Genomic DNA, 15,787 nt, shown 5'->3' with positions numbered 1-15,787 from the left:
TCGCCTTTTGCATTTCTGCGTGAGTATTTCTGAGTGAGTATTACAGCGCGTCCTGCAACGAACTGTGGAAGCTCAGTTTTCCTGCCACCGGTTGCATTCTGGCGCGGGCCAGGGTTTTGAGCGGCTGGTAAGGGATCTCAGCGATACGCAATTCGGTGCCTTCAGGCAGATTCGCGATGAAGGTCCGTAATGCATTGACGCCACCGGCATCGAGCACCGCAACGCGATCCCACAACAGAACGATCACTTTTTTACCGGCACTGCGCACCTGCAATTCGCTGAAGATGCGCTCTGCGGCGGCGAAGAACAGCGGGCCGTTAATGCGCATGACCAGAGTGTCTTCCGCCGCCTCCGCAGGCACCTCGGTCAGACGGGTGAGTTTGGCGATGCGTCGCATAAATAGCAGCGAAGCCATCACGATACCGGCAGTAATGGCGATCACCATATCAAACAGCACGGTCAGGCTCATGCAGGTCAGCATCACCAGAATGTCGTCTTTGGGCGCGCGGCGCAGCAAATCCACCACTTTATGCGCTTCACTCATGTTCCAGGCGACCATCAACAACAACGCCGCCATGGCGGCAAGCGGGAGCCAGGACAGCCACGGCGCGAGCACCAGCAGGGCGAGGATCACCAGCAACGAGTGAATAATCGCAGACACCGGTGAGGTTGCACCGGCACGCACGTTGGCTGCCGAGCGGGCAATGGCCGCCGTCGCTGTGATGCCGCCAAAGAACGGACTGACGATATTACCGATACCCTGACCGATCAGTTCATTGTCAGAATGATGTTTTTTGCCTGTCATCCCGTCCAGCACCACTGCGCAGAGAAGCGACTCGATGGCGCCAAGCATCGCCATCGAAAAGGCTGCCGGTAACAATGCCTGAACCAGTGTCCAGCTCAGGCCGCTGCCGCCGGATGCACTCCACGGCAACGTGAACTGTGGCAGGATCGCCGGAATGCCGTTGCCCTGCGAACCATCGGGCAACAGATAATGAAAGCGTGAGCCGATAGTAGCCACCGGGTGCCCGGCCTGCATGAAAATCGCCATCACCGCGCAGCCTGCCAGCAGCGCAGGAAGATGCCCCGGTACGCGTAAACCGAGTTTCGGCCAGCCGATCAGAACGGCAAGCGTCACAATGCCAATAGCCGCATCACCGTAATCCAGCGTCGGCAGCGCCATCACCAGCGCCGCCACTTTGCTCAGATAATGTTCCGGGACTGAAGCCATCGACAGCCCGAAGAAATCCTTGAGCTGCATGGTCCCGATGGTAATGGCAATCCCCGAGGTGAAACCCAGCGTCACCGGCAGGGGAATGTATTCGATAAGCCGGCCAAAACGCGCCAGCCCCATCAGCAGCAACATGAAACCGGACATCAGCGTCGCCAGCAGCAAGCCGGAGAGGCCGTACTGTTGCGACACCGGGAACAGGATCACGACAAATGCCGCGGTCGGCCCGGACACGCTAAAACGCGAACCGCCGCAGATGGCGATCACAATCCCTGCGATAGCTGACGTATAAAGCCCGTACTGCGGCGGCACACCGCTGGCAATCGCCAGCGCCATGGCAAGCGGGATCGCGATGATCCCGACGGTGACACCGGCAATAGCGTCTTTAAGTAAACGCGGGAGAGAGTATTTTTCAAGGATACAGGCTTCAATCAGCGCACTGAACAGCCTGACACGGCGACTTCCTGAGGTATTCATACGACGTAAACCACCTGACGAAAAAGGATTGAAAAGAACACAGGTCTTCCTTTACCCGAAAGCACTCAGCCTACGCCGATTCGCCTGAGGGTATCTAGATATAAATCAAGGAGTGAACGGCCTTTGGTGTGTAGTCTGTGCGCCAGTTTAATTCCCGACAATGTGACACGTCCCGCTATATTTCACGGTGAGAAACTTTCGGGGCATTGATCATCTATATTTAAGTTAAAACCCGTAATCTGGAGGGAAAACCGTAAGGGGACGCATTTATCTATGCCGGATATCTTATCGCTCAGAAGCTTGTATGGGGATATTTGTGTTACCTATGCCACGCTGTCGATCATCTTTTTTCTCCTGAGCCGCAGCGAACCTTTTACCTTCAAAGGCTCACACTGGAAGCGGATGGTTTTCGGCGTGGTGGCCGGGATGACTGCCTTATATTTACGCAGTAATCGTCTGGTACTGGTCGACGATTTATCTTTCAGTCTTGAAATGTTGCCGATGATTTTAGTGACGTTTTTCGGCGGCTGGCTGAGCGGGCTGTGCAGTTTTATTGTGTCTTTTGTGTTCAACGGCATGTTTACGCTGAACAATCTGTTTATCGCCATCATTATTGGCACGCTGTTTTTATTCCGCGTCTGGCGCAGGCGCAAACACCGTGAACTGTATATCACCATTATCCTGATCGGTGCTTTCCGGCTGGCGTTAATTTCCAGCATTCATGGCATTCAGGTTCCCTGGTCAGAACTGCTGGTTTATCAGCTCATTTCTGCCGGCTGCATGATCCTGTGTTATCACGCCCTCAATTATAAAGAAATTTATATGGGCAAAGTCTTCACTATCCGCGTGAAGGCGGCGACCGATGAACTGACGCAGATAAACAACCGTGCCAGTCTCGATTACTGGCTGGATCAGAGGCAGTTACAGCGCGAAGCCTGCGGACTGATTTTGCTGGATATCGATAACTTCAAACAGGTTAACGACACTTTTGGTCATCTGGCCGGAGACAGAGTGCTGACCGAAGTGGGGCGGTTATTACGCCACCTGACGCGCAGCGATGATTTCGCCGGGCGTTACGGCGGTGAGGAGTTTCTGGTGATGACCTCGACCTGCGACCCCGGCACGCTCATGGCGATTGCCGAACGCATCCGTAAGGAAGTGGAGGATTGCGCCATTATTCTCGAGGATGGACGGGTGCTTAACGTGACAGTGTCACTGGGCGTATCCCTTTACCTGCCGGGTATGATTATCCGCAAGTCGCTGAAACTGGCTGATTTATCATTATATGAGGCAAAGCGGCAGGGCAAAAACCGTGTGGTGGCCAGTTCGATCCTGACGCTCTCGTCGCTGGGCGCTAAACGAGATTATCCCGGAATGTAAAAGGGAGCCTGACAACGGCTCCCTGAATTGATTTTACCCTGACAGATTATTTCTGCGTGCCTTCTTCGATTTTTGGCGGAGAGGGCAGATCAGCAGCTTCACGCATCTTCGCCACCTCTTTTGCCGTGACCGTCGCGCCCGCCGGATTACCAAACTGCGTGCTGACATAATTGCTCAGCGTGGCAATCTGCTGGTCATTAAGCTGATCGGCAAACGACGGCATCATGATTTCGCCTTTATCCATATGGCGCTGCACGCCGTTGAGGATAACGGACACCTGATTACGGCTGTCGTATGAACCGGTGCTGGTATGACTGAACAGCGACGGATACGCATGGAACCCTTCACCGCTGCCTTCGCCGCCTTTGCCGTGACAGGCTGCGCAGCTGGCATTAAAGAGTGCCGCTGCCGACTGGTCAATAGTCAGCCCCTCTGCACGCAGGGGGTACACATCCTGATTCTGACGGCCCCACGCATCACGCGGTTTCGTCTGTTTGTCATCACCGATGGCCGGAACGGAACGGATATAGGTGGCGATGGCATTCAGGTCGCTGTCGGAAAGATGCTGCAAACTGTGCTCTATGGCTTCTGCCATCGCCCCGGACGCCGACGCCTTACCGGCCACAAAGCCCGTTTTCAGGTAAGTCACCAGATCCTGCTGCGACCAGGTGCCTATCCCGGCATTTTTATCCGGCGTGATGTTGAAGGCCACCCACGCGCCCAAATCCCCGTCCGAAAACGCTTTGTCGGTGTCCATGCCCATGGTCAGCGTGCGCGGTGTATGGCAGGTGCCGCAGTGTTCCAGTGCCTCCACCAGATACGCGCCGCGATTCCAGTCAGCAGATTTTGACGGATCGTTTTTCAGTTCGCCTTCGTCAAAGTTAAACATCTTCCACACGCGCATGCCCCAGCGCTGGTTGAACGGAAATGACAGATCCGTTTGCGGCCCCGCGGAATTCACCGCTGGCAGAGACATCAGGTACGCTTTGATCGCCAGCACATCTTCACGTTTCATTTTGGTGAAAGAGTCATAAGGCATGGCCGGATAAAGTTGCTGGCCGTCTTTGCCCACACCGTCACGCACCGCACGCACGAATTCGTCGTCCGTCCAGTTGCCGATGCCAAACTGTTTGTCAGAAGAAATATTGGTGCCGTAAATCACGCCAAAAGGCGATGCCAGCGGATAACCGCCGCCGAATTTCGCGGTTTTATCCGCGCCCGGCGCGGTATGGCAGGCGGTACAGTCACCGGCTGTCGCCAGATATTCACCGCGCTTGATTAAATCGGTATGACCCGCGGCGTCATCAGCCCGTGCGCCAGCCACTACCAGTAACGGCAGCAATGCCAGCATGAATTTCATTTTCATTACTCAGTCCTCAGAAAATCAATCAGGCCAGGCTTTTCAGCACCGTATCAGCCATACGCAATGCCAGAGCGGTACCCGACAACGTGGAGTTCACCGTTGAAGCGGAAGGCATAATGCCGGTACCGGCGATAAACAGATTCGGGTGATCGTGCGTACGGCAGTCGCCGTCCACCACCGAATCCCGCGGATCGCTGCCCATGATCATGGTGCCGGTGATGTGCTGGTTGTTGTCGTACACGCCACGCTTGCTGTACACCACCTCAGTGCCGCCCATTTCTTTGACGATTTTCTGGAAATCAAGCATCGACTGGTCATAACCGCGGTGCACGTATTCCGGGAATTTGTAGTGCACTTCGAGGCGCGGAATACCCCATTCATCTTTTTTGGTTTTGCTGAGAACCACACGGTTTTCCGGCTCAGGCAGCATTTCCAGCAGACATTTCAGCTGAATAAAACGCTCCGACTGATAGGTCAGTTTGTCGTTCAGCGCTTTGCCGTAATAGCCCTGACGCACCAGGCGCTCGGTCAGATAACGCACCGGGGACGTGTTGGCGACGTCGATACGTAAGGCCGAGCGGTCGCTGCGGAAATCGCCGTCGCGCAGGTTATTGATACTGCCCGGACGCATCGGCCCGCGGCCAAAATACACCGGTTCATCGGCATAAAACTCCACCGAGGTGCCCGGATGATCCATCAGGTTACGGCCGACCATGCCGGAGCTGTTGGCGATGCCGTTCGGGTATTTATCGCTGGTGGACATCAGCAACAGTTTTGGGCTTTCGATGCCGTTTGCGGTCAGCACGAAGCGTTTGCCGGTGACTTTATGTGCCACTTTATCGGCATCGAGATAATGCACGGCGACGATGTCGCCGCTGTCATTGGCTTCGATGTTGTACACCACGGCGTTGGCAATCACCCGCACACCGGCGTCGATGGCTTTGCGCGCGGAAATGCCACCGTGATACTGCGCATCAATCGGGCACACCGGCATGCAGTTATTGTTACCGCAGCAGGCCGGGCGGCCATCGTAAGGAATGCTGTTACGCGCCTGCGGGCCGATCCCCAGTACGTAACCGAGTTTGGCGATGCGTTTGCTGATGCGATCGAACCCGTACGGCAGCGGAATACCCGGCAACGGATAGGGCTGCGATCGCGGGGAATCCAGCGCATCGTCACCGGAAACGCCCATCTGAATTTCGGCTTCTGTGTAATAGGGTTCCAGATCCTCATAACCGATCGGCCAGTCGCGGCCCACGCCGTAAAGCGTTTTGATCTTCATGTCGTTAGGCAGCAAGCGGAACGCCTGTCCGGCCCAGTGCCAGGTGGTGCCACCAACGCCGCGCAGATACTGGGCGGCATAAATATCCGGGCCTTTCTGGATCAGATAGTTGTTATCTTTTGGCTGGAATTTCGGTTGCGGCGCCCACGGCTTCGGCGGATAGGGTTCGGTGAAGTCGCCTTTGAGCGGTGACTGGCGGAACAACTCAACCGCTTCGTCGCGTTTGATGACCGGTCCGGAATCCAGCATCAGCACGGAAACCCCGGCTTTCGCCATTTTCAGTGCAGCAAGAGAACCGGCAATACCGGCGCCAATAACAACGACATCTGCATTCAGTGCATCAGCCATGAGCCATCACCTCCGTGGAAAGTTGTTGCGAAGCAGCAGGTTTATTGACCCAGAAATTCGGTTCACCCGGTGCGTAGCTCGGAGGCAGCAGGTTATTTTTCAGCAACTGATAGCTGACGATATTTTCGAATCCGATACATTTTTGGCTGCCGGGCTGACCGACCACGCCGAGATACCAGCCGCTGACCAGTTGCTGATACAGCTGCGCCAGGTCGGCCGGTTGCTGCGCCAGCAACTGATGCAAATCATCACCGACCACGCCGCTGTGCGCGGTGATCAGTGCGGAAAGGGCATCGAGCTGAGTATCAAGTTGGGCATTTTGCTGTGACTGATGCAGCCAGCTGTAAAGCGCCTGAGCCAGATGCGGTTCAAGGGAGTTCATGCCGGTGAGCTGTGCTGAAAGTGTCATAAAACTGGCCGGCATAGTCACTGCCGAGGCCAGTGGCGGGGCGGCATGCGCCAGGGTGGCAAAGACGCCGCCGCCAAGTATCTGGCTGCCGATCCCCGCAGCCAGTGCGCCCGCCGTGCCGATAACCAGCCGGCGACGAGAAAGATTGATCATGACGAGATGTTCCGTGAACGAATTATTATGAGTGTTACGTCGTTATTTCAGGACGGCAGCCGCTTTCTCAGAAGACTGGTTATCGATTTCCTGTTTCGGTGTGCTGACACCGACTGCGCCCACGACTTCACCGTTAAGTGTCAGCGGGAATCCGCCACCCAGCGGCACAGCATGCGGGATCGCCAGCACCGTGGTTTCGCCACCGGCAAGGCGTTGCATGAATTTCAATGAGGGGGCGTGATAGAGCGCAGACGTGCGCGCTTTACCGATCGAGGCATCCACACACCCCGCCGGAGAACCGTCAAGGCGCTGGAAGGCCAGTAATGAACCAGATGCATCAACAACCGCCACGCAACCGGTGCTGTGTTGTTCCGCAAGAGTGGATTTCACACTGTCGATCACGTTGGCGGCCTGCGCGTTATCCAGCTGCGGGTGTTCAGCGGCGAAGGCGGAAGTGGCCGAAAATAACAGCGTGCTGGCACACAGCAACGCTTGTGCGGTGATATTTTTAACAGACATAGACTCATCCCTTGTAGCAGTAGAAAAACATGGCTTGACGTATTTTTCGAATAAGATTTCAAAAATAAACGTGTTAAATCAGAAAGATTAAAAAGCAGTAACGTTAACGGGCGGAACACTCAGAGGTGTTTCTTATTGCCACACTAACTGGGGCGTTATTGCTCTTTGTTTCGCGGATGTTAATTCAATTAACAAAACGGCAAAAGTGACGATTGCGGCAGGAAATTAATTTTCAGGCGGGTTTGAGAGGGAATTATGCACAAATCAGGCTGGCAGGCCTTATGACATAAGGGGTGAACATTTTGTGCTTTTATGAACCAGATGATCCGTTTGTATTAATGCAATGTGATCGGGTTAACAAAAAAAACCTCCCTGAGCGGGAGGTTTTGGACTGGGCCGGTGTCGTTAACTCTGGGGCTGCCAGCTGCTGCGGCATTCATCACGGCGGAAATTCAGAACGCGGCTGCGGTTAGAAATTAGTTTCACGTTGTACCCCTGGAAGTACAGACAGAAGTTCTTTTTCCACGGGCCGTCGGGCAATTCGACCAGCAACCGTCCCGCGCCCAGAGACGTCAGCTGACCGCTGGCGCGCAATGTCCCCACACCCATCAGGAACTTATCGCCTTCAATATCAAACGCCGCTTTTGACGCCGGATGATACCAGCGGCCCTGAACCATTTTCAGGCAATCGTTAGGCTCAACCGGCGTGAAGTAACGCGGTGCATGGCCGATTTCTCCTTTAATGGCTTTACCGTCCCAGCGCAGGCGCATCGGCATATGCGCGGAAAGGGTGATCGCTTCATCTGCGTCTGCGCCCTGATACAGATTATCTGCCGAACCCAGATAACTGGCCGTGCCGTTGCTGACTTTCAGCCAGTAAGGTTCCGCCGTGCTGGCATACAGCCCGTCAGGCAGAGCGTGGCTGCGCGGAGGAAGCGGGGCGTCTAACAGCGCTGACATGACGTCCAGCGCATGGCTGTACGCGGCGGTGTCTTCTCGGTTGGACACCAGCGCGACCCCTGCATCCCGCTCAGGATGCAGCAGGAAATAGGCTTTGTAACCGGCGTGAGAACCGCCGTGCCCGTAAACCGTATGCGGTCCTATTTGCGTCGAGGTGGTGCCCAGCCCGTAAGCGGAAGGGATATCGCCGTGCAGGTAACGTTGCGCTGTCAGGGTGTTTAATACGCCCGCGCCGGGGCCGGTTTGCGAAAGCAGGCTCTGCAACCAGACGGAAAGCGAACGGACGCTGCCGGTCAGGCTGCCGGAAGCGGAAAGATGCAGACCGGCGAGGGCGGTTTTCCAGCCGCTGGTGTCCAGCCAGTAACCCGGTGCCAGGCCGGGCACAATATCGAACCAGGTTTCCGGCGCGTGAAGCGCGATGTCCAGCGGTTGCGCGATATGCTTTTGCAGCAGATCTTCAAACAAGATGCCTTTCTGTTTGAGGATTTCTTCCACCAGCCGGTAGCCGGTGTTGCTGTAGGAAATCTCGCTGCCGGCCGGGAAATTCAGCGCGCCATCTTGTGCCAGAAACGTCATGATCGCTTCTGCGTCGCTGACGTTGTAAACCGACACGCCAAGCAGCGAAAGGGTTTCACGGACATCCGGCAGACCGCCGGTCATGTCCAGTGCCTGACCTATCGTCACCTGAGCCATCGGGGCTTTCAGCTGAGGTAAATGCTTGCCAAGAGGGTCATTCACCGAAAGACCGGCATCGCTTTTCAGCAACGCCAGTGTGGCGAAAATATGTTTGGTGACCGAGGCGTAGCGGACAACGGAGTCAATGCTGAAAGGGGTTGCGGTGGTGAGGTTTTCCAGGCCACCGGTGGCAAAACCGCGCAGGGTTTTACTGTCGAAGAGGGTGATGGCGCCGCCCGGTTCGCCGGGTTTATTCCAGTTACCGGTAATACGTTTAGCCGTCGCTTCTGCGGCGTGCCACTGTAAATCAGAGGTCATTTGCGTCTCCACAAACTGTCTATCAGTGAGAAAGTGGGCAGCCGGAGCTGCCCGTGAAACCTGAACCTGTGCCGCGGGAAAACGGTTATTCGGGTTCCTCTAAACTGAGACTCAACGATCGTAATTCTGCGGTATGCGGATGGCTGACGTTGCCCGTCCGTAAATCGTCTGCGCTCAGAAGCTCGACCATTTCACCACCAATCATCACGCCAATGCTGGTGCAAAGGTGCGTTACCACCGCCAGATTGTGGCTGACCAGAATATAAGTGAGGTTGCGGCGTTCACGCAGGTCGCAAAGCAGGTTGAGGATTTCCGCCTGCACCGAGACGTCCAGCGCCGAGGTCGGCTCATCGAGCAGTAAAATTTCCGGTTCTGAAATCATTGCCCGGGCGATGGCCACGCGCTGGCGTTGCCCGCCGGAGAGCTGATGCGGGAAACGAAAACGCACGGACTGCGGCAGACCGACTTCGCTCAGTGCGTCGGCAATGCGCTTCTCAATATTCAAAAAACCATGAACGATCAGCGGTTCGCTGAGAATACGGTCGATGGTCTGGCGCGGATGCAGGGAGCCGTAGGGATCCTGAAAAACCATCTGCACGCGGCGGAAAAAACGCTTCTGCCGGACGGGCGTCTGGTCTTCACCGCCGATGACCATTTCACCGGACCATGACTGATTCAGCCCGGCCAGCGCGCGCAGAATGGTCGATTTCCCCGAGCCGCTTTCACCGACAATGCCAAAACATCCGCCGGGGGCGACGCTGAAACTGACGCCTTTCACCACTTCGGTATCGCCGAACGCAATGCGCAGATTGTTGAGGATAATCTTACTGTTATCAAAAAAATCAATGTGTGTTGAGGCGTGTTCTGTCATGAGGTTTTCCATGCTTCATCACGTACCAGCACCGGCAGCCTGTCCCGCGGATGTTTCAGAGACGGCAGGCATTCCAGCAGCCCGCGCGTGTACGGATGCTGCGCGTTGAGTAAGTCACCGGCCTGTAAGGTTTCCACAATGCGCCCGGCATACATCACCGCCACCCGGTCGCAGAATTTTGACACCAGCGGCAGGTCGTGGCTGATCAGAATCAGCCCCATTCCCCGGCTGGACACCAGATCGTCGAGCAGGCGTAAAATCTCGGCCTGCACCGTGGCATCCAGCGCGCTGGTGGGTTCATCGGCAATCATCAGCTCGGGGTCGGGCGCCAGCATCATCGCGATCATCACGCGCTGGCCCATGCCGCCGGACACTTCATGCGCATAACGTTCGGCCACTTTATGCGGATCACGGATACGCACCTGATCGAGCAGTTCGATGGCGGCGTTCATCGCCTGTTTTTTCGTGCCGCCTTTGTGAGTCAGCCAGGCTTCCGCCACCTGTTTCCCCACCGGCATCACCGGATTCAGCGAGTATTTCGGGTCCTGTAAAATAAAGCCCACGCGTTTACCGCGAATTTGCCGCATCTGCTTTTCACTGGCATGACGCAGGTCTATGCCATCGAAAGAGAGCGTTTCGGCCCGGCAATGGGCGCTGGAAGGCAGCAGGTTCATCAGGCAACGGGCGGTCAGGGATTTCCCTGAACCGCTTTCGCCCACGATGCCAAATTTTTCTTTACCCAGTGACAAAGAGACGCCGCGCACGGCATCAAAACTGCCGCTGTTGGTTTTAAACGTAATGTGCAGATCTTTGATATCAACCAGCATCATTGCTCCTTAGGATCGAGAACGTCACGCAGCCCGTCGCCGAGGAAGTTAAACGCCAGAGATGTCACAAAAATGGCAATCGCCGGAATTAACGGCACCCACCATTCGCTGAACAGGAACCGGCGGGCGGTGGCAATCATCGCGCCCCATTCCGGTGACGGAGGCTGTGCGCCCATGCCCAAAAAGCCCAGGCTGGCGGCGGTGATAATGATAGAACTCATGTCGAGCGTGATACGCACCACCAGGCTCGGAACGCACAGCGGCATGATATGACGCAATACAATACGCGCCGACGTTGCGCCGGTCAGCCGGCAGGCGGCGATGTAATCAGTGCCGCGCACCTGCATGGTTTCCGCGCGCGCCAGACGGGCATACGGCGGCCAGGCGGTGAGGGCGATGGCCAGAATGGCGCTTTCAATCCCCGGCCGCAGTGCGGCGACAAATGCCAGCGCCAGAATCAGACGCGGGAAGGCGAGGAAAATGTCGGTGACGCGCATCAGCAGGCGATCTACCCATCCGCCCGCATAACCGGCCACGCAGCCAATCAGCAGGCCGAGCGGAGCGACGATCGCCACAACGATGATCACCATGCCCAGCGTGATGCGACCGCCGTAGAGAATCCGGCTCAGGGTATCGCGGCCCAGCTCGTCGGTGCCCAGCCAGTGCAGGGAGGACGGTTTGGCTAAGCGGTGCGCCAGATCCTGCGCGCCCGGATCATACGGCGTCAGCCAGGGCGCAAAAATGGACAGCAGCAGAACAATCAGCACCGTGAAAAGACCGGTGACAGCGAGTGGATTTTTGCGCAGGCCGAGCCAGATGCGGTAACGGCGTCCCCACACGGCCTGCGTGCGGGTCAGCGGCGTATCCGCCAGCAACCAGGCGCGGCTACCGGCGCGGGGTGGCGATGTAACAGGGAGTGAGGTCATTTTACGCGGGGATCCAATAGTCGGTAGAGAAGGTCGGCCAGCAGGTTGAGCAGCACATATATCGCGCCGATCAGCAGCGTGGAGCCGATCACCGGGTTCATATCCGCATTCATCAGTGAGACGGTGAGATATTGTCCAAGACCCGCCCAGGAGAAGACGTTTTCAGTGACCACCGCACCTTCCAGCAAACCGGCATAGGTCAGTGCCAGAACGGTGATGAGCTGAACGCCGACGGTCGGAAACGCGTGTTTCCAGATCACACGCTGCGCCGACAACCCTTTGGCGCGGGCAGTGATCACATACTCGCCGCTCAGCGCGTTCAGCATAAAGGTGCGGGTCATGCGGGTGATGTAGGCCATGCTGAAATACGCCAGGATCAGCACCGGTTGCGCCATGTGCGCCAGTGCATCGCGGAACGCCCCCATGTCCCCGGCAATCAGCGAGTCAACGGTTAACAATCCGGTGACCTGAGGGATCATGTCCTGATAAATGATGTCCTGACGTCCCGGCCCCGGCGCGATACCGAGCACGGAGTAGAAAATCAGCAGGCTGAGCAGGGCCAGCACAAACACCGGCAGCGAGTGACCGGCCAGACATACCACACGGATGGTCTGATCGATCCAGCTGCCCTGACGGGTTGCAGCCCAGACGCCCAGAGGAATGCCGATCACGGCGGCGATAATGATCGCTGCCGTGGCCAGTTCCAGCGTTGCGGGGAAGAACCGGGCGATATCGGTGGTGACCAGATTGGAGGTCAGGGCGGAACGGCCTAAGTCACCGTGAAACACCTGACTGATGTAATGGAAGAACTGCAACCAGAGGGGCTGGTCCAGCCCCATTTCATGACGAACCCGTTCGACGACTGCCTGCGGGGCGTTATCGCCAACCGCAGCCAGAACCGGATCTGTCGGCATCACGCGACCGATAAAAAACGTCACCACCGACAGACCAAACAAAGTAAGACAAACGCTGATGCAGGTACTCAGATAGCCATTGAGTCTCTTGCTCACGCTTTCACAACCTTCTCGTAAGGGCTGGTGTTCATGACAGTTAATGCCACGCCGGAAATCACATTACGGCAGGCGGCGGTATTGGTCGGTTGCAGCATGATGATAAACGGGCTGTTTTCCATATGTCTGGTCTGCAATTCTTCATAGAGTTTGATACGGGTGGCCGGATCGGACTCTTTCAGCGCTTTGGTGCTGAGATCGGAAATGCTTTTGTCCTGCCAGCTGCAACGCCACGCCAGCGTGCGGCTCTTGGCAGCATCGGTGTTATCCGGGTTGCTGCAGAACGCTTCGGCATTTGAGTTCGGATCAAAGTAATCCGCGCCCCATTGGGTCAGCGCCAGTTGCTGCTGACGCGCACGCATCTTGGTCAGCACCTGACGGCTCTCGGCGGCCAGTAAGGTCACTTTGATGCCCACTTCGGCGAGGTTCGACTGCAAAGCCTGCACGATGTCTGAGGAAGGTGAGGCGGAATAGTGATCCAGCGTGATTTCAAATCCGTTCGGGAAACCGGCTTCGGCCAGCAGGGCTTTCGCTTTAGCAACATCACGTTTGTACATAATGGTGTTCACCGCCGCCGGGAAACCTTCAGGCAGGAAACTTTGATGGATTTTGTGCGTCAGCGGCACGATGTGCTGCTGAATATTTTCGTAATCCACGGCCCACTTAAGCGCCTGCCAGACCTGCGGTTTAGCCAGGTTCGGGTGCGCCGTGTTAGCAGAAAGCATGTAAGTGCCGGCGATACCTTTGCGCACCAGGGTGAAGTTTTTGTCGTTCATCAGCGGACGTAGCTGTTCTGTGGTCAGGTTGCGTGCGATATCCACATCACCTTTTTGCAACATCAGCAGTTGCGCAGAAGGATCGACGATGTGACGCATGATGATGCGCTGGATGTTACCCGCGTGCGGGTTGTTTTTATTGCTTTCAAGAATGACGGATTCGCTGACTTTCCAGTCGCGCAGCTTGAAAGCACCGGAACCGGCACTATTTTTCTTCAGCCAGGCGTTGCCCAAATCGTCACCTGCCTGATTCGCCAGACAGGCCGATTTCTGCACGATGCTGCCAACGTTGGCGGTCAGGCAGTACAGCAGGAAAGATTCAGACGCAGGTTCAGCGGTTTTGATCACCAGCGTTTCGGCATCAGGCGCGGTGACCATGCTGTCTACGTTGTCTTTGGTGTAGCCAAACTGATTAATGATATAGGCCGGGCTCTTGTCGAGTTTCACCACACGTTGCAGGGAGAACGCGGCATCTTCTGCGGTGACCGGTTTGCCATCGGCCCATTTGGCTTTTGGATCCAGTTTGAAGGTGAAGGTTTTTTTGTCGTCAGACGCGGTCCAGGACAGGGCAAGATCGCCTTCGATTTCGTCCGGGGAGGCCAGCTTTGGTTTCACCAGTTGCTGATACATATTGCCGGTAATTTCACTGCCAACAGATTCGAAGCTTTCATGCGGATCCAGACTGGTAATGATGTCGAGCTGGATAGCCATCACCAGTATCGAGGCTGGCGTGGCAGCAAACACCGAATCAAATTTCAGGTAAGACAAAGCGGGTATTGCGGAAAAACCGGTAACGAATTGACGCCTGGTAACCATAACTACTCCCATCGTGTTGATATATAAAAGTAAAATTAAATATTACAGTGGCTAACCCTTGACTTCACCGCAGGCAACTGGCTTAAATGAAAAACCGTTGCTTTGCACCCTTCGACGTTTCATATCGAAAAAACTAATGTGAATGACGACAGACTTGTTCCTCTTTAGTGCAACATCGCAGTGGTGATGCACTTCCTGCGGGCAACCCGCCGTTGTCTCAGTCACGCTCAATCAAAGGTAGACCTTTTTTATGAATAACGTAGCGCACGGATCTGAAGAGCTCATGCCAGTTTTTGATGGACATAACGACGTTTTGCTACAACTTTGGACAGAACATCGTCAAAATCCTGAGCATGCATTCCTCCAGGGCCCGGCCAGCGGACAAATGGATCTGCCTCGCTGCCGTAAAGCAGGCTTTGCTGGCGGGCTTTTCGCCGCCTGGGTACCGACTCCTGATGTCGATCTTGCAAAGACCGTGCCCGATCGCTCGGTGGATACGCAATTTCTGCTGGAAGGTACTCAAAAACATCCCGATTTTTCTCCGACACCTTCTTTCGATTTTGCACGCGATGTCACGTTTGGCATGATGGCGTTTCTGTTGCGCATCGAAGAGCAGTCACAGGGAAAGGTGAAAATTTGTCGCACGGCGCGGGATATTCGACATTCAATCGATAACCACGCATTAGCTGTGGTTATGCATATTGAAGGCGCGGAAGCGATTGATGCCGATCTCTACAATCTCGACGTGTTGTACAGCATGGGATTGCGGTCACTGGGGCCGGTGTGGAGCCGCCCGAACATCTTCGGGCACGGTGTGCCGTTCAAATATCAGACCTCGCCGGATATCGGGCCGGGTCTGACCGATGCAGGCCTCCGCCTGATTAAAGCCTGTAATCAGAAACGCATCATGATTGACCTCTCGCATCTGAACGAAAAAGGGTTCTGGCAGGTCGCGAAACTCAGCGATGCGCCGCTGGTGGCCAGCCATTCCAATGCGTTCAGCATTTGTCCGCAATCGCGAAATCTGACTGATAAACAACTCGGCGCAATCAGGGAGAGCCAGGGTTTTGTGGGGCTGAACTTTGCTGTGCCGTTCCTGCGGGAAGATGGCAAACGCAGTGATGACACCGGCACCGAGATCATGGTGCGACACGTGGATTATCTGGTGGAACATCTGGGTGAGGATGGGGTGGGCTTTGGTTCAGATTTCGATGGTGCGTCAATGGCGCCGTTTATGTCTGACGTTGGCGGTCTGCCGGTGCTGGTGGAGGCATTAAGAAAAGCAGGGTACGGGCAGGCATTGCTCGAGAAGATTTGCTACAAAAACTGGATCAACGTGCTGGAAAGGACCTGGGGCGAGTAATGCCCCGGCATCGGCATCCCGTTCGTGTCGCACAATGAAGTATAAAAAAGGCAGCTATCAATAGCTGCCTTTTTGCTGTGTGC

13 protein-coding genes are annotated in these 15,787 nt (G+C 55.7%); 2 read left to right on the top strand and 11 right to left on the bottom strand.

Features of this window, described 5'->3' with window-relative positions; all coding sequences use genetic code 11:
• Nucleotides 1–40: 40 nt before the first annotated feature.
• The gene (gene dauA, locus ACO0U8_RS00180) at nucleotides 41–1,708 is read right to left on the bottom strand and encodes a C4-dicarboxylic acid transporter DauA (RefSeq protein ID WP_421670031.1); all 1,668 of its coding nucleotides are present in this window, start codon (nucleotides 1,706–1,708) and stop codon (nucleotides 41–43) included.
• 273 nt (nucleotides 1,709–1,981) lie between these two features.
• On the opposite strand from dauA, the gene ACO0U8_RS00175 reads away from it, so the two are divergent.
• Nucleotides 1,982–3,088 (top strand): GGDEF domain-containing protein, encoded by a 1,107-nt coding sequence (locus ACO0U8_RS00175; protein WP_421670030.1) that lies wholly within the window; start codon nucleotides 1,982–1,984, stop codon nucleotides 3,086–3,088.
• Nucleotides 3,089–3,134: 46 nt separating this feature from the next.
• On the opposite strand, the gene ACO0U8_RS00170 is transcribed toward ACO0U8_RS00175, so the two are convergent.
• From ACO0U8_RS00170 to ACO0U8_RS00125, 10 genes are all read right to left on the bottom strand, one after another.
• Nucleotides 3,135–4,454, bottom strand: coding sequence for a c-type cytochrome (locus ACO0U8_RS00170; RefSeq protein WP_421670029.1), 1,320 nt, complete (start codon nucleotides 4,452–4,454; stop codon nucleotides 3,135–3,137).
• 22 nt (nucleotides 4,455–4,476) lie between these two features.
• On the bottom strand, nucleotides 4,477–6,081 hold the full coding sequence (locus tag ACO0U8_RS00165; RefSeq protein ID WP_421670028.1) for a GMC family oxidoreductase: 1,605 nt from the start codon (nucleotides 6,079–6,081) through the stop codon (nucleotides 4,477–4,479).
• The gene (locus ACO0U8_RS00160) at nucleotides 6,074–6,643 is read right to left on the bottom strand and encodes a sugar dehydrogenase complex small subunit (protein ID WP_421670027.1); all 570 of its coding nucleotides are present in this window, start codon (nucleotides 6,641–6,643) and stop codon (nucleotides 6,074–6,076) included. The genes ACO0U8_RS00165 and ACO0U8_RS00160 overlap by 8 nt, the downstream gene beginning before the upstream one ends.
• Nucleotides 6,644–6,685: 42 nt before the next feature.
• Complete coding sequence (locus ACO0U8_RS00155; protein WP_421670026.1) at nucleotides 6,686–7,162, bottom strand: GlcG/HbpS family heme-binding protein; 477 nt, start codon at nucleotides 7,160–7,162, stop codon at nucleotides 6,686–6,688.
• Nucleotides 7,163–7,567: 405 nt separating this feature from the next.
• Nucleotides 7,568–9,115: a serine hydrolase domain-containing protein gene (locus ACO0U8_RS00150; RefSeq protein WP_056770685.1), complete on the bottom strand. Its 1,548-nt coding sequence runs from the start codon at nucleotides 9,113–9,115 to the stop codon at nucleotides 7,568–7,570.
• Between the two features lie 85 nt (nucleotides 9,116–9,200).
• Nucleotides 9,201–9,986 carry an ABC transporter ATP-binding protein gene (locus tag ACO0U8_RS00145; RefSeq protein WP_056770682.1) on the bottom strand — a complete coding sequence of 262 codons (786 nt, stop codon included), beginning with the start codon at nucleotides 9,984–9,986 and terminating at the stop codon, nucleotides 9,201–9,203.
• Nucleotides 9,983–10,813 (bottom strand): ABC transporter ATP-binding protein, encoded by an 831-nt coding sequence (locus tag ACO0U8_RS00140; protein ID WP_056770680.1) that lies wholly within the window; start codon nucleotides 10,811–10,813, stop codon nucleotides 9,983–9,985. The genes ACO0U8_RS00145 and ACO0U8_RS00140 overlap by 4 nt, the downstream gene beginning before the upstream one ends.
• Nucleotides 10,813–11,739: an ABC transporter permease gene (locus ACO0U8_RS00135; protein WP_183847070.1), complete on the bottom strand. Its 927-nt coding sequence runs from the start codon at nucleotides 11,737–11,739 to the stop codon at nucleotides 10,813–10,815. Before ACO0U8_RS00135 ends, ACO0U8_RS00140 begins: the two co-directional genes overlap by 1 nt.
• The gene (locus tag ACO0U8_RS00130; protein ID WP_421670025.1) at nucleotides 11,736–12,749 is read right to left on the bottom strand and encodes an ABC transporter permease; all 1,014 of its coding nucleotides are present in this window, start codon (nucleotides 12,747–12,749) and stop codon (nucleotides 11,736–11,738) included. The genes ACO0U8_RS00135 and ACO0U8_RS00130 overlap by 4 nt, the downstream gene beginning before the upstream one ends.
• The gene (locus ACO0U8_RS00125; RefSeq protein ID WP_056770667.1) at nucleotides 12,746–14,341 is read right to left on the bottom strand and encodes an ABC transporter substrate-binding protein; all 1,596 of its coding nucleotides are present in this window, start codon (nucleotides 14,339–14,341) and stop codon (nucleotides 12,746–12,748) included. The genes ACO0U8_RS00130 and ACO0U8_RS00125 overlap by 4 nt, the downstream gene beginning before the upstream one ends.
• A 250-nt stretch (nucleotides 14,342–14,591) precedes the next feature.
• Between ACO0U8_RS00125 and ACO0U8_RS00120 the strand changes: the two genes are divergently transcribed.
• Entirely contained in the window at nucleotides 14,592–15,704 is a 1,113-nt protein-coding gene (locus ACO0U8_RS00120; RefSeq protein ID WP_421670024.1) for a dipeptidase, read from the top strand.
• Nucleotides 15,705–15,787 lie beyond the last annotated feature (83 nt).

It is taken from the genome of Rahnella sp. EDr1-12, from assembly GCF_049206505.1.
GTDB lineage: Bacteria > Pseudomonadota > Gammaproteobacteria > Enterobacterales > Enterobacteriaceae > Rahnella > Rahnella rivi.
This window is presented reverse-complemented; position numbering and strand designations above follow the sequence as displayed.

Excerpts from the sequence above, each read along its gene's own strand:
- dauA (WP_421670031.1), bottom strand. The coding sequence starts at position 1,708 with ATGAATACCTCAGGAAGTCGCCGTGTCAGGCTGTTCAGTGCGCTGATT.
- ACO0U8_RS00175 (WP_421670030.1), top strand. The coding sequence starts at position 1,982 with ATGCCGGATATCTTATCGCTCAGAAGCTTGTATGGGGATATTTGTGTT.
- ACO0U8_RS00170 (WP_421670029.1), bottom strand. The coding sequence starts at position 4,454 with ATGAAAATGAAATTCATGCTGGCATTGCTGCCGTTACTGGTAGTGGCT.
- ACO0U8_RS00165 (WP_421670028.1), bottom strand. The coding sequence starts at position 6,081 with ATGGCTGATGCACTGAATGCAGATGTCGTTGTTATTGGCGCCGGTATT.
- ACO0U8_RS00160 (WP_421670027.1), bottom strand. The coding sequence starts at position 6,643 with ATGATCAATCTTTCTCGTCGCCGGCTGGTTATCGGCACGGCGGGCGCA.
- ACO0U8_RS00155 (WP_421670026.1), bottom strand. The coding sequence starts at position 7,162 with ATGTCTGTTAAAAATATCACCGCACAAGCGTTGCTGTGTGCCAGCACG.
- ACO0U8_RS00150 (WP_056770685.1), bottom strand. The coding sequence starts at position 9,115 with ATGACCTCTGATTTACAGTGGCACGCCGCAGAAGCGACGGCTAAACGT.
- ACO0U8_RS00145 (WP_056770682.1), bottom strand. The coding sequence starts at position 9,986 with ATGACAGAACACGCCTCAACACACATTGATTTTTTTGATAACAGTAAG.
- ACO0U8_RS00140 (WP_056770680.1), bottom strand. The coding sequence starts at position 10,813 with ATGCTGGTTGATATCAAAGATCTGCACATTACGTTTAAAACCAACAGC.
- ACO0U8_RS00135 (WP_183847070.1), bottom strand. The coding sequence starts at position 11,739 with ATGACCTCACTCCCTGTTACATCGCCACCCCGCGCCGGTAGCCGCGCC.
- ACO0U8_RS00125 (WP_056770667.1), bottom strand. The coding sequence starts at position 14,341 with ATGGTTACCAGGCGTCAATTCGTTACCGGTTTTTCCGCAATACCCGCT.
- ACO0U8_RS00120 (WP_421670024.1), top strand. The coding sequence starts at position 14,592 with ATGAATAACGTAGCGCACGGATCTGAAGAGCTCATGCCAGTTTTTGAT.